We start from the raw sequence: 12,926 nt of genomic DNA, 5'->3' as shown, positions 1-12,926 counted from the left end.
CTGAGTTGAAAAATTACTATAAATAGTTTCAAGCGTCGGGAGAAATCCTTGTTAGATTGCCGTTATGCGCATTTTTAGCAGCGTTTAGCCGAAGCGCACTGAATGCCAAAGCCGTGAATTCTGCCGAGTCACAGCCTGGGTTCAAGACTCAATATTCCCTGACAAACTGCCGTCATCAACTTTCGGTAATTGACTTTTCACCAAAGTCGATTCACCCATCTTCAAAACTGCGTCCTGGACTTAGAAATAAGGTCGGGGCCCCAGAACAAAAAGAGGAGCCACTCTCGATGTCTGCCCGCCGAGCACCTCAGCAGCACATGAAAATCGCCGAACACCTACGGAGCAAAATCCTGTCGGGTGATATTCCAGCGGGTAGCCTTCTGCCGTCTGAGGCCGAACTCTGCGAAGAATTCAGCACTTCCCGCGGGCCGGTGCGGCAAGCTTTGGCATCTTTACGCACAGAGGGAATCATCTCTTCGGGCCGTGGTCGCCGTTCTGTCGTACTGCCGCATGAGAAGACCGAAACTTTTGAGACCTTCATTTCCAACTATGACTGGATTGAATCCAATGGCTGGGAAGCAAGTTCCAAGACATTGTGGATGGCTCGCTGCCCAGCGCCGGAGCATATATCCCAAATGCTGTCCATAAATGAAGGTGACCCAGTGGTGTTTCTGCACCGTGTTCGCTCAGCCAACGGGATCCCTATCGCGGTAGAGCGCAGCTACTTCACGTTGCCGGTAGGCAAGCATGTTTTGTACATGGATCCAGATCAAGGCTCTTTGCACGCCAAGCTGCGGGATGTTGGATTGGGTCTGGACCACGGCCGCCGAGAAATGTACGGCAAGGTCATTGCTGATGAAGATGCCAAGCATCTGGAACTAGAGCCGGGTTCTTCTGCTATGGTTTCGAAGCTGCTGCTGTCCGACCACAACGGCACCCCAGTGGAATACACAGAGATGCTGCATGTCTTGGAAGGTATGACCATTACCTACAACTACATAGCCGGCACGCCTTCCCCGCTGGACATTTCTATGCGCCACTCCACCCGCTACGAAAAGTAAAGACGTGGAGAATTCCACATTTCACTAAGGCATTGGTTACTCTGCCTATATGAAATCGAGCACTAGAAGCCGGACACGGCTTCTGTATCTCCCCGCCAGCGTCATTATGGCCGGGTCACTATTGACCGGCTGCGCGGCGGGGCATACTGCTGTTGTTGATCCGGGGGACACAGATACATCGGCGATTTCGATTGCCATGACGTCCAGTGCCACCTCCCTGGATTTCACCACCACTGGTGGCGCCGCTATCCCCGCAGCGCTCATGGACAATGTCTATGAAACTCTCGTGACCATTGATCCCGAATCCGGCGATATCATTCCGCGCCTGGCGCACAGCTGGGATGTCTCCGATGATGCCACCACCTATACTTTCCATCTGCGTGATGATGTTGCCTTCACCAACGGTGATGCCTTCACCGCTGAGACCGCGAAGTTCTCCATCGAATATGTGCAAAATGAGTGGAGCAACGGCATTGCTTCCCAAATGGCGCCGGTTGAGTCCGCCGAGGCCATTGATGAGCACACCTTAGAGGTCACGCTCACCCAGCCTTCACAGTCTTGGTTGTGGAATATGTCGACGGCGATTGGGGCAATGATGAGCCCTGGGGGCATCGACAAGCTAGCAACTGAACCTGTCGGCACTGGCCCTTATCAGCTCAAGCAATTCTCAACCGGCGAGTTCATCGCGTTGGAGCCCAACCGTGACTACTGGGGTGAACAAGCGGAGTCCGATGTGACTATCTCCTACTATCCCGATGCGCTGAGCTCCATTAATGCCCTGCAGGCCGGCCAAGTCAACGTGGTGTGGTCCATGCAAACCCCGGAGCTGCTCAACACTTTGCCGGAGGAATTCAACGTTGAGGTAGGCACCACCAACGGCGAAGTGTTGTTGTCCATGAACAACAATGCAGCGCCTTTCGATGACCCCCTGGTCCGCCAAGCCGTCTCTTACGGCGTGGACCGCGAAGCCTTGAATGACGTGTTGTGGGAGGGCCTGGCCGCGGATACCGGCGGGCAGCCTGTGCCACCGACCGACCCGTGGTTTAGCGAGCACGACTTCTATGAATTCGACCCCGAGCGCGCCAAGCAGCTGATGGAAGATGCTGGCGTTGTGGGCACCGAGCTGACGCTGACGCTTCCCACCGTGCCATATGCCCAGACTGCCTCGGAGCTGTTGTATTCGCAGCTGACGGACATTGGTTTTGATGTCCGCCTCGAATCCGCCGAGTTCCCGGCCGTGTGGTTGGGCCAGGTCATGGGCGCGCAGGATTACCAAATGTCCTTGGTGGCGCACGTTGAGCCGCATGATATTCCCGTGCTTTTTGGCAACCCTAATTACTACTTGGGCTATGACTCGGAGCAAACTCGTGAGCTGCTGGCGGCGGCTGACACCGCTGAGTCCGTGGAGGAATACCACCAGCTGATGGAAGAAGCCGTGGGCACCATCATGGCTGATGCCGGCGCGCTGACGCTGATGAATATGCCCAATATTGTTATCTCCGACCCGGCTATTTCCGGGCTGCAGGTCAATGCCATTACTGATGCCATGATCTTGCGCAATCTGAGCTCGGAGGATGCCTCATGACATTCTTAAAGATTCTCGGGCGCTACATCATCACGCTCTTCGCTGCCTCCGTGCTGATTTTCCTGCTCATGCGCGCAGTCCCGGGCAACCCGGCGCGCGTAGCACTGGGTGTCAACGCGACTGAGGAAGCCGTGGCGGAGCTGACCACCAGCATGGGCTTGGACCGCCCGCTGTTGGTGCAATATGGCGATTGGATGGGCGGGTTGCTTACTGGCAACTTTGGTACATCCTTGTCTTCGCAGCAAGACATCACGGCACAGGTGCTTGACCGCGCGCAGGTCTCCCTCATCTTGGTGGCTGTCGCACTGGTATTGGCTCTGGCCATCGCTATCCCGGTTGGCATGTGGACTGCGCGGCGCAATGGACACATGGATGCCACGGTGGTCACTGCGCTCACGCAGGTGGGCATCGCTATCCCGAGCTTCCTGGTGGGTATTGTGCTCACCGCGTTCTTTGCCATCAATTTGGGCTGGTTGCCGGCCAATGGCTGGTCTCCGCCGAACTGGGGCTTTGGTACCTTCTTATCGCACCTGGTCATGCCGGTTATCGCACTCGCGCTGGTGCAGGGCGCTATCTTAACCCGCTATGTCCGCTCGGCTGTGTTAGATGTGCTGGACCAGGATTACATCCGCACCGCGCGTGCACTCGGCCAGTCCCCGGCGCAGGCACTGTGGCGCCATGGCCTGCGCAACGCGGCTCTGCCTGTGCTGACGGTGGCGGGTCTGCAGTTCACCACGCTAATTGTGGGCGCCGTGGTGATTGAGGCAGTCTTTGTCATTCCAGGTTTGGGCAGCATGCTTCTCGATGCCGTCTCCGTCCGCGACCTCACCACCGTTCAATCGTTGATCATGCTGCTGGTCGCGTTTACTCTCACCATCAATGCGCTCACTGATGCCGCCTACCGCTTCATTGATCCCCGCCTGCGCGAAGGAGCACAATCATGAGTTTCCTTCATCGCCTGCCTGCCACGGGCATCATCGGGTTAATCATCGTTTGCCTGACGGTGCTGGCCGCGCTGATCTCTTTGGTGTGGACTCCTCATGATCCGCTCATGGCCATTGCCGCGGACCGCTTGCAGGGATCCAGTGTTGAGCACCTTTTGGGCACGGACCGCTTTGGCCGTGATGTGCTTTCCCGATTGATGGTCGGCGCGCAGATCACGCTCTTTGTTGGTCTTGTTGCGGTGTCTATCTCCGCTCTCATCGGCGTGCCCCTGGGCATTGCTGCTGGCATGCGCCGCGGCAAGTTCCTTGACTCGCTGGTCATGCGCACCGCTGATTTGCTGCTGGCATTTCCCGCATTGCTGCTCGCCATCATCGCGGGTGCTGTGTGGGGCCCATCCACTCTCACCGCGATGATTGCCATCGGTATCTCCGGTATCCCCTCGTTTGCCCGCGTCGCCCGCTCCGGCACGCTTCAGGTGATGTCCCAGGACTTCATCGCCGCTGCACGTGTGTCGAAGGTCAGCGAGCTGACCATTGCTACCCGCCACGTTTTCCCCAACATTACCGGGCTAGTCATCGTGCAGGCATCTGTGTACTTTGCGCTCGCCATCCTGGCTGAGGCCGCGCTGAGCTACCTCGGCTTGGGCACCGCCCCGCCCGCCGCGTCGTGGGGACGTATGCTCCAAGACGCGCAGTCCCTGCTGGCCGTGCAACCTAGTCTCACCCTGTGGCCAGGTCTTGCTATTGCACTGACTGTCTTGGGCTTCAACCTCTTGGGCGACGCCCTGCGTGATGTTCTGGATCCCCGTCAAACCGCACAAAGGAACTGACCATGCCCGATGCACCAGCACCAGTGTTAGATGTCTCCAATCTAAAGGTCACCACCCACTCCACCACGCTGTTGGAGGGACTGAGCTTTGACATCACCCGCGGGGAACGCGTGGGGCTCATCGGCGAATCCGGTTCCGGCAAGTCCCTGACGGCGCTGTCCATCATCGGGTTGTTGCCTTCTGCTCTCAAGGCTTCCGGTTCGGTGTCCTTCCACGGCCGTGAGCTTCTTGAACTGCCAGATAAGCAGATGCGCAAGTTTCGTGGCACCAAAATTGGCATGATCTTCCAAGAGCCCATGAGCGCCTTGGACCCGCTGATGAAGATTTCCAAGCAGATTCCGGCATCCTCTTCCACCACCACTCGCCTGCTGGAAGAAGTCGGTCTAGATTCTTCTTTTGCCACGCGCTACCCACACCAGCTTTCCGGCGGGCAGCGCCAGCGCGTCATGATTGCCATGGCGCTCGCCCTCGATCCTGAACTTCTTATTTGTGATGAGCCAACCACAGCGCTCGACGCCACCACGCAGGCCGACATCCTGACTCTGATTGAGAAACTCGTTGAAACCCGTGGGCTTTCCTTGCTGTTTATCACCCACGACCTGGATGTGGTGCGCCGCATGTGCACCGAAACCATGGTGCTGCGCGACGGCGAGATCGTCGAAGCTGGCGCCACCGCCGACATCCTCAACGCCCCACAGCATGCATATACCCGGCAGCTCATCGCCGCATCCCAGCTGGGCAAGTCAATCCCGGATGACTCGCCGTTAACCGAGATTGACGTCAATATTGCCGAGGTCAGCAAGCTATACGGGAACAATGCCGCTGTGGACAAGGTCAGCCTGCAAATCACACGCGGCAGCCGCTGGGGCCTCGTCGGTGGTTCCGGTTCCGGCAAGACCACACTGATCAAAATGATTGCGGGGCTAATTCGGCCATCCGCCGGCGAGGTGGACGTGAACGGTTCCGTACAGATGGTCTTCCAAGACCCGCAGGGTTCCTTGAATCCACGCATGACCATTTTCAACATCATCGCCGAAGGTCTACCGGATAAGACTGATGTTGCCGCCAAAGTGGATGCGGTGCTCAAGTCCGTGGGGCTTTTGCCCGAGCATGCCGCGCGTTACCCGCACGAGTTTTCTGGTGGCCAGCGTCAACGCATTTCCATCGCGCGAGCCATCATTGGCAACCCAGAGATTTTGCTCGCGGACGAAGCCGTCTCCGCGCTGGATGTCTCCGTGCGCTCACAAATTCTGGAGCTGTTGAGCAAGCTTGTCGATGAACTCGACCTCACACTGATCTTCATCTCCCATGACCTAGCCGTGGTGCGCCAACTGTGCACGCACGTTGCGGTGATGAAGGACGGAAAAATAGTAGAACAGGGCCTCACCGAAGAAATTTGGGGAAGCCCTGAGCATGATTACACACAGAAACTACTCTCTGTGGTCTAGATATTGTGGGTTTAGCTTGACTGGATATCCAACATCAGGGATCCATCGAGCAAGTGTTCTTCGTGGTACTCAAAGACAGTAAAAGCTTCTTCAAGTGAAGCCATCTCCGCAGCATGGGCTTGTTGCGCGAGGTGCTCTTCCGACGGGGAACGGTGATTAAAGAAGTTCATGAGCACGAACCCACTTTCACATCCGCTAAAGGTTAATGTTCCAGGAACTAATATAGCTCACATCAATGTGATTTGCCTAGCTTAAGATCCGCCTAAGATAAGTGTATGCCCACTGAAACAGTCCTAGATGGATACACGCTCACAGAGCAACACACCATTGACCATGAGTACCTTCTCATCGGCTCGCCGTTTTCCACGCAGACCCCGCTCTTTCTCATTCTGCTGCTCATTGGCGTGCTTGGGCTCATCGCGGTGAGCCTCACCATGGCCTTGGGCAAAACCAGCAAACCGCTACATGTTTCTATAGCAGTTGTCTCCCTGCTGCTGATTGCGTCGAAGTACCTGTGGCTGCCCGTCGTCATGGCCGTGAAATACTCCGACTTCCAGCTATTTTGGTACTCGTGGAAGATCTATCCCAGCTACTGGATTGAGTACACAATCGCGATTGGAATCTTGATGATTTTGGGGCTGTTCGTGATGGCGGTCGCGCTGCGTAAGCGCTGACTTGTCCCCCACACTCGCGATTATAAATTGTGATGTCCACTGATTACCGGAATAACAGGCGGTTCTCTAGGAATTGTTAAACTTTTGTAGTCGATCTCTTAAGGATCTCCATGAGCGATACTTCATCGCAACCCCATAATTCCGACGGTCGGGAAACCGCAGTCGGAATCTACCCTCACAATATGCACCCGGCCTCGTTCCGGGTATTCCAGTTGAGGATCAACGAAACCGTTTCGGTATCGACAAAATCATTTTCTCCGTCACGGCCGTCCTAATTGTTAGCTTTATTATCTGGGGTGTCACTCGCCCGGATCAGGTCTCCTCCGCATCATCGACAGCCTTCGCGTGGGCAATCACCAACGCTGGTTGGCTGCTGAACTTCACCATGATCATGGCTATCGTGGTCATGGCATACGCTGGTTTTTCCAAACTTGGCCGCATCAAGCTTGGCACCGATGATGAAGAACCAGAGTTCAGCCGTTTCTCCTGGGTAGCCATGATGTTCGGCGCCGGTATCGGCGTGGGTCTGTTTTTCTACGGTCCATCTGAGCCACTGTCTTACTTCATCTCTCCCCCACCACACACCGTTGATGGCAATTCGGTGGAGGCTCTGCACCAGGCGATGGCACAGTCGCACTTCCATTGGGACATGTCCCCCTGGGCTGCCTACGCACTGGTGGGCGCAGCAATCGCGTACTCCTCCTACCGTCGTGGCCGTGTCACCCTGATCTCCTCCATCTTCAAACCACTGTTTGGTTCCCAAGACACCGACGGTCCGTTAGGCAAGGTTATTGATATCCTCGCGCTGATTGCCACGCTATTTGGCACCGCTGCCACCTTGGGTATCTCCGCCGTTCAGATCGGCGAAGGCGTGGAGATTGTCTCCGGCGCAGGCCCTGCCACCAACACCACGTTGATTATCATCATCGCGGTCCTCGGCATCGGCTTCGTCATCTCCGCAGTCTCCGGTGTCGCGCGTGGTATTCGCTACCTGTCCAACATCAATATCTCTCTGACGCTGGGCTTCATTGTCTTCTGTTTCATCGTGGGCCCAACCTTGTTGCTGCTCAACCTGATTCCATCCGGCATCTTGATGTACATCAATGAGCTGCTGCCGATGATGTCCAAGTCCCTATCCTGGGGCGATGAGACCATTGAATTCCAGTCCTACTGGACAGCCTTCTACTGGGCATGGTGGATTGCTTGGACCCCATTCGTGGGCATGTTCGTAGCGCGCATTTCCCGCGGCCGCACCCTGCGCGAGTTCACCGCGGTCACCGTCTTCGCCCCAACTCTGATTCTGGTTCTCGCGTTCACCGTCTTCGGTGGCACCGCGATTACCTTCCACCAGCAAGGTGTTGAAGGCTTCGACGGCTCCGCGGGTGGCGAGGCCGTACTATTCGCTATGTTCCAGAACCTGCCACTGGGCACCATCACACCGTTTATTTTATTGACTGTTCTGGCAATCTTCTTCATCACCTCCGCGGACTCCGCATCCGTGGTCATGGGCACCATGTCTTCCAAGGGCAACCCGGCACCAAACAAGCTGCTGGTTGTCTTCTGGGGCCTGTGCATGATGGGTATTGCGGTTGTCATGTTGCTCACCGGCGGCGAAGATGTGCTGTCCGGTCTGCAGAATCTGACTATCTTGTCCGCACTGCCATTTAGTGTGGTGCTGCTGGTCATGATGGTGGCATTCGTGATTGACCTGCGCGCGGACCCAATGTTTATCCGCCGCACCTACGCGCAGGCCGCTGTGGCCAACGCTGTTATTCGTGGCTTGGAGGAGCACGGCGATGACTTCGAGCTCACCGTCCGCCCAGCCGAAGAAGGCCGCGGTGCTGGTGCTGACTTCGACTCCACCTCAGACCGCTACACCGAGTGGTACCAGCGCACCGACGAAGACGGTGACGAGGTTGAATATGACTTCGACACCGGTGAGTGGGCCGATGGCTACACCCAGGATGTCGAAGGCGTGGAGAAGAAAGAGGATTAATCCTCAGGCTTTTTCACCGGGTCACCGGCTTTAGCACTAGGGCTGCCCGTCTGCACTGCAGTACGGGCAGCTTTTGTGATCGTGGAAGGATGCGCGTCTTCGGTGGCGAGTCGCTCAAAGGCTATCGATGCCAACGCGGCCGCCTGGTCCCCCAGAATCGAGTCATCAAAACGCGCTAATGGTGAGTGGTTCCATTCGCGTTGCGCGTAGGGAGTTTCCGGGTTGGAAGTGCCCAGCCAGAAGAAAGAGCCCGGTACTTGCGCAAGCACGGCGCCAAAGTCTTCCGATGCCATCATCGGCGCCTCAAATTGGCGGATCGAATCCTGTCCAAACTGCGCGCCCCACACCGTGGCCGCGAACTGGTTCTCACGCGCATTGGTCTTGGTGGTTGGGTACAGAACCTCAAAGTCCACTTCGACCGAGCAGCGGTGAGCGGCGGCAATATTAGAGGTAACCTCACCGATGACTTGGCGCACGGCCTGAATCTGCTCATCGCGCAGCACACGCACCGTGGCCCCCAAAGCCGCCTTATCTGGGATGGCGTTGAAGGCACCGTCGCCGGCGCGCAGGTTAGTCACCGTCAACACGATGGGCTCTAACGCATCAAAGCGGCGGGTAATGGCGGTCTGCAACGAGGTAATGATCTCCGCCAAACACGTCACCGGATCCACGGCATCATGCGGACGCGAACCATGCCCGCCCTTGCCGTAGACGGTAATGGCCAAATTGGACGAGGATGCCATGGTCGGGCCATTGATGTAGTGAAACGTTCCCCTATCCTGCGGGCCGACGTGCAAGCCATAAGCGGCAATCGGACGGCGCCCAGCAACATCGAGCACGCCCTCATCAATCATCAAATCAGCGCCACCGGGGCCTTCTTCGCCGGGCTGGAACATGAAGATGACATCGCCAGAAATTTCATCGCGGTACTGCGACAACACGCGCGCAGCCCCCACCAATGCTGCCGTGTGCAAGTCATGCCCGCAGGCATGCATGTAATCATTAGTCGAAGAAAATGGGCTGCCTGTGCGCTCTTTCACGGCGAGAGCATCCATATCCGCACGCAGCAGGACGGATACTGGGCGCTCCCCGCGCTTGCCACCGCGTAATACAGCGGTGACAGAACTCAAATCCTGCCCGAGTGTAATCTCCAGCGGCAATCCATCAAGAGCATCCAGCACAGCCTTCTGGGTGCTCGGGAGTTCCAGACCAATCTCTGGATGACGGTGGAGCTTGCGCCGCAAATCCTGCAGCTCTTCCAGCATCCCCTCGCCGCATTCACGGAAGACTTCCCCCGTTGCGCGGCCCTCAATCGTGGAAGAGACAAATGGCAGCGGCGGCAGCTGCTGACCTTGGCGCGGAAGCTTGCGCTTCTGCTTAAATTGGCCAGGCAGCGGCTTAGTCTCGATTGGGTAAGGGTTTCCAACAGGTTTTTCCATGCCAACCGAGTTTAGCGAGTTTACTCCGAGTCAGTAGACAGCGCCGCCACGAATGCTTCCTGTGGAACATTCACAGAACCAATGGCCTTCATGCGCTTCTTACCGGCCTTCTGCTTTTCCAGCAGCTTACGCTTACGCGAAATATCGCCGCCGTAGCACTTGGACAACACGTCCTTGCGCATCGCGCGGATATTCTCACGGCTAATGATCTTGGAGCCAATCGCTGCCTGAATAGGCACCTCAAACTGCTGGCGCGGGATGAGCTCTTTGAGCTTCCTGGTCATCTTATTGCCGTAGTGACCAGCGTGGTCCTTGTGCACAATCGCAGAGAATGCATCTACCGGCTCACCTTGGAGCAAAATATCCACCTTGACCAGGTCTGCTTCTTGCTCGCCGGCTTCTTCATAGTTCAAGGAAGCATAGCCCTTGGTGCGTGACTTCAACATGTCGAAGAAATCAAAGATGATCTCACCCAAAGGCATGACATAACGCAGCTCAACGCGGTCCTCGGACAGGTAATCCATGCCCTGCATCTGGCCACGCTTGGACTGACACAGCTCCATGGTTGGGCCGACATAAGCTTCAGGAACGATAATCGTCATCTTCACAATCGGCTCAAAGACTTCCGGAATCTTGCCGCCCGGCCAATCCGATGGATTGTGCACCATCTTCTCGGAGCCATCTTCAGAAATGACGCGGTAAGTCACCGAAGGTGCCGTGGAAATCAGATCCAGGTCAAACTCGCGCTGCAAGCGGTCACGGGTAATTTCCATGTGCAACAGGCCCAAGAAACCACAGCGGAAACCAAAGCCCAATGCGACGGAGGTTTCGGGTTCGAAGGTCAAGGAGGCATCGTTAAGCTGAAGCTTTTGCAACGCATCACGCAGATCTGGGAAGTCCGCCTGGGAAATTGGGAAAAGACCCGAGTAGACCATCGGCTTCGGGTCTTCATAACCCGTCAACGGTGCATCTGCGCCCTTATTCGCCCAGGTGACGGTGTCGCCGACCTTGGTCTCACGCACGTCTTTCACGCCGGTGATGAGGTAGCCCACCTCACCTGGCCCCAAGCCCTTGACCGGAGTTGGGGTCGGTGACACCACGCCGATTTCGAGAATCTCCAGCTCCACGCCGGTATTCATCATGCGCACCTTCTGGCGCGGAGTGAGCTTGCCGTCAACCATACGAATGTAGGTGACCACACCGCGGTAGGTGTCATACACCGAGTCAAAAATCATGGCGCGCGCTGGTGCATCCGCCCCAACCTCGCTGGAAGGTGCTGGGATGAGCTCTGCGACCTTGTCCAGAAGCTCTGGCACGCCCTCACCGGTCTTGCCGGAAACACGCAGAACTTCTTCCGGTTCCACGCCGATGATGTTCGCGATTTCCAGCGCGTACTTCTCAGGCTCGGCATTAGGAAGGTCGATCTTATTAAGGACCGGGATGATCTCCAGGTCATTTTCCATCGCCATATACAGATTCGCTAGGGTCTGCGCTTCAATGCCCTGCGCGGCATCGACAAGCAAAATTGCACCCTCACACGCATCCAAAGCGCGGGAAACCTCATAAGAGAAGTCCACGTGACCCGGGGTGTCAATCATCTGCAGCACCAGCTGCTCACCCTCATGCTCACCGGAGCGAGGAATCCATGGCAAGCGCACGTTCTGCGCCTTAATGGTGATACCGCGTTCGCGCTCAATATCCATGTTGTCCAGATACTGATCACGCATATCGCGGGCGTCAACGACGTTGGACAACTGCAAAATGCGGTCCGCTAACGTCGACTTACCATGGTCGATGTGCGCGATAATGCAAAAGTTCCGGATCTGGGCTGGATCCGTCAACGTTGATACGGCAAAATTGTTAGTCAAAAGATTCCTATTCGGTATTTCCATGCGCGTAAAGAAAGCTTGTATCAACCATACCGAAGACATGGTGAAAAATAGGAGTTAGGATGGTGGGCATGACTAAGACCTTTGTGTCGCGTTTGCGCAAAGTAGCTGGCATTGAGGTAAAAGACCCGTTAGACCTAGGCCTTTCCCGCATCAACGCACGACTGGGAATGCACGGTAGCCACGGCGGCACCGACCCCCGCAAGCCTGCCAAAATTCGAGTTGAGCACACTGAGAGCCGTTCCCGCTCCATTTTCTTCGCACCAGATATGGACGGCCAAGCCGACTCCGGTGAAGTTGTGTGGGTGTGGGCGCCCACTGGTGGGGCAGGCACTCCTCCCACTGAGCGCGCCATCCTGCTTGTCGGCCGCACCCGCTCCACTGTGCTGGGACTGCTGATTTCCCCGAACTCCGCGCATTCTGATGAAGACTCCTGGCTGGAAATCGGCTCCGGCGAATGGGATGACTCCGGCCGCCAATGCTGGGTCCGCCTGGACCGCGTGCTGGAAGTCTCCGAAGAGCAAGTCCGCCGCAAGGGCATCTTGTTCCCGCAGCGCCGCTTTGAGCGCATTGCCAACCGCCTGCGCCAGATGTATCACTGGGGATAGAAATTTGGTTTTGCCCCTGGACTGTTGGTATTATGTCCAGGTTAGTTAACTTCTTTTGCGTGATTGCGCTAGCGGTCAGGACCTTGGGTCCGCTCGTTAATCGCCGAGACTTCCATTAATGGTGGTCGGGAGCTATGCAGCTGAGGTTAAATATCCAATCACATTCGATTTACAAGAGGTATTTCTCATGGCAAACATCAAGTCCAAGCAAAAGCGCGTCCTCACCAACGAGAAGGCACGTCTGCGCAACAAGTCCGTACGCTCTGCTGTACGTACCGAAATCCGCAAGTTCCGTACCTTGGTTGAGGCTGGTGACAAGGCTGGTGCTGAGGCACAGCTGCGTACCGCTTCCCGCGCACTGGACAAGTCCGTATCTAAGGGCGTCTTCCACCGCAACACTGCGGCTAACAAGAAGTCCGGTATGGCTGCCGCTTTCAACAAGATGAACTAAT

The 12,926-nt window shown here is 56.4% G+C and carries 11 protein-coding genes and 1 pseudogene; 9 read left to right on the top strand and 3 right to left on the bottom strand.

The window, feature by feature from the left end:
• Positions 1-287 precede the first annotated feature (287 nt).
• From CCASEI_RS04355 to CCASEI_RS04335, 5 genes are all read left to right on the top strand, one after another.
• Positions 288-1,061 (top strand): GntR family transcriptional regulator, encoded by a 774-nt coding sequence (locus CCASEI_RS04355; protein WP_006821382.1) that lies wholly within the window; start codon positions 288-290, stop codon positions 1,059-1,061.
• 196 nt (positions 1,062-1,257) lie between these two features.
• Complete coding sequence (locus CCASEI_RS04350) at positions 1,258-2,646, top strand: ABC transporter substrate-binding protein (protein ID WP_025387245.1); 1,389 nt, start codon at positions 1,258-1,260, stop codon at positions 2,644-2,646.
• On the top strand, positions 2,643-3,590 hold the full coding sequence (locus tag CCASEI_RS04345; protein ID WP_025387244.1) for an ABC transporter permease: 948 nt from the start codon (positions 2,643-2,645) through the stop codon (positions 3,588-3,590). The genes CCASEI_RS04350 and CCASEI_RS04345 overlap by 4 nt, the downstream gene beginning before the upstream one ends.
• Positions 3,587-4,420 (top strand): ABC transporter permease, encoded by an 834-nt coding sequence (locus CCASEI_RS04340; protein WP_025387243.1) that lies wholly within the window; start codon positions 3,587-3,589, stop codon positions 4,418-4,420. The genes CCASEI_RS04345 and CCASEI_RS04340 overlap by 4 nt, the downstream gene beginning before the upstream one ends.
• A gap of 2 nt (positions 4,421-4,422) precedes the next feature.
• Positions 4,423-5,868: an ATP-binding cassette domain-containing protein gene (locus tag CCASEI_RS04335; RefSeq protein WP_038574427.1), complete on the top strand. Its 1,446-nt coding sequence runs from the start codon at positions 4,423-4,425 to the stop codon at positions 5,866-5,868.
• An 11-nt stretch (positions 5,869-5,879) separates the two neighbouring features.
• Here CCASEI_RS04335 and CCASEI_RS15195 read toward each other — a convergent pair whose 3' ends face one another.
• Complete coding sequence (locus tag CCASEI_RS15195) at positions 5,880-6,038, bottom strand: hypothetical protein (protein WP_006821377.1); 159 nt, start codon at positions 6,036-6,038, stop codon at positions 5,880-5,882.
• Between the two features lie 105 nt (positions 6,039-6,143).
• Here CCASEI_RS15195 and CCASEI_RS04330 point away from each other — a divergent pair, with 105 nt between their 5' ends.
• Both CCASEI_RS04330 and CCASEI_RS04325 read left to right on the top strand, forming a co-directional pair.
• A complete protein-coding gene (locus CCASEI_RS04330; protein ID WP_006821376.1) occupies positions 6,144-6,542 on the top strand; it encodes a hypothetical protein in 399 nt (132 codons plus the stop codon).
• A gap of 110 nt (positions 6,543-6,652) precedes the next feature.
• Positions 6,653-8,538: pseudogene (locus CCASEI_RS04325) on the top strand (BCCT family transporter).
• On the opposite strand, the gene CCASEI_RS04320 reads toward CCASEI_RS04325, so the two are convergent.
• Entirely contained in the window at positions 8,535-9,977 is a 1,443-nt protein-coding gene (locus CCASEI_RS04320; protein ID WP_025387241.1) for a M20 metallopeptidase family protein, read from the bottom strand. The pseudogene CCASEI_RS04325 and the gene CCASEI_RS04320 overlap by 4 nt on opposite strands.
• A 20-nt stretch (positions 9,978-9,997) precedes the next feature.
• The gene (gene lepA / locus CCASEI_RS04315; protein WP_006821373.1) at positions 9,998-11,845 is read right to left on the bottom strand and encodes a translation elongation factor 4; all 1,848 of its coding nucleotides are present in this window, start codon (positions 11,843-11,845) and stop codon (positions 9,998-10,000) included.
• A gap of 92 nt (positions 11,846-11,937) precedes the next feature.
• On the opposite strand from lepA, the gene CCASEI_RS04310 reads away from it, so the two are divergent.
• Both CCASEI_RS04310 and rpsT read left to right on the top strand, forming a co-directional pair.
• A complete protein-coding gene (locus CCASEI_RS04310) occupies positions 11,938-12,474 on the top strand; it encodes a type II toxin-antitoxin system PemK/MazF family toxin (protein WP_025387240.1) in 537 nt (178 codons plus the stop codon).
• Positions 12,475-12,661: 187 nt separating this feature from the next.
• Positions 12,662-12,925 (top strand): 30S ribosomal protein S20, encoded by a 264-nt coding sequence (gene rpsT / locus CCASEI_RS04305; RefSeq protein WP_006821371.1) that lies wholly within the window; start codon positions 12,662-12,664, stop codon positions 12,923-12,925.
• Position 12,926: the final 1 nt, after the last annotated feature.

This window comes from Corynebacterium casei LMG S-19264 (genome assembly GCF_000550785.1).
GTDB lineage: Bacteria > Actinomycetota > Actinomycetes > Mycobacteriales > Mycobacteriaceae > Corynebacterium > Corynebacterium casei.
Note: the sequence above shows the minus strand (reverse complement) of the source record. Positions and strands in the feature narration are given on the sequence as shown.

Excerpts from the sequence above, each read along its gene's own strand:
- CCASEI_RS04340 (WP_025387243.1), top strand. The coding sequence starts at position 3,587 with ATGAGTTTCCTTCATCGCCTGCCTGCCACGGGCATCATCGGGTTAATC.
- CCASEI_RS04345 (WP_025387244.1), top strand. The coding sequence starts at position 2,643 with ATGACATTCTTAAAGATTCTCGGGCGCTACATCATCACGCTCTTCGCT.
- CCASEI_RS04350 (WP_025387245.1), top strand. The coding sequence starts at position 1,258 with ATGACGTCCAGTGCCACCTCCCTGGATTTCACCACCACTGGTGGCGCC.
- rpsT (WP_006821371.1), top strand. The coding sequence starts at position 12,662 with ATGGCAAACATCAAGTCCAAGCAAAAGCGCGTCCTCACCAACGAGAAG.
- CCASEI_RS04335 (WP_038574427.1), top strand. The coding sequence starts at position 4,423 with ATGCCCGATGCACCAGCACCAGTGTTAGATGTCTCCAATCTAAAGGTC.
- CCASEI_RS04355 (WP_006821382.1), top strand. The coding sequence starts at position 288 with ATGTCTGCCCGCCGAGCACCTCAGCAGCACATGAAAATCGCCGAACAC.
- CCASEI_RS04320 (WP_025387241.1), bottom strand. The coding sequence starts at position 9,977 with ATGGAAAAACCTGTTGGAAACCCTTACCCAATCGAGACTAAGCCGCTG.
- CCASEI_RS15195 (WP_006821377.1), bottom strand. The coding sequence starts at position 6,038 with ATGAACTTCTTTAATCACCGTTCCCCGTCGGAAGAGCACCTCGCGCAA.
- CCASEI_RS04310 (WP_025387240.1), top strand. The coding sequence starts at position 11,938 with ATGACTAAGACCTTTGTGTCGCGTTTGCGCAAAGTAGCTGGCATTGAG.
- CCASEI_RS04330 (WP_006821376.1), top strand. The coding sequence starts at position 6,144 with ATGCCCACTGAAACAGTCCTAGATGGATACACGCTCACAGAGCAACAC.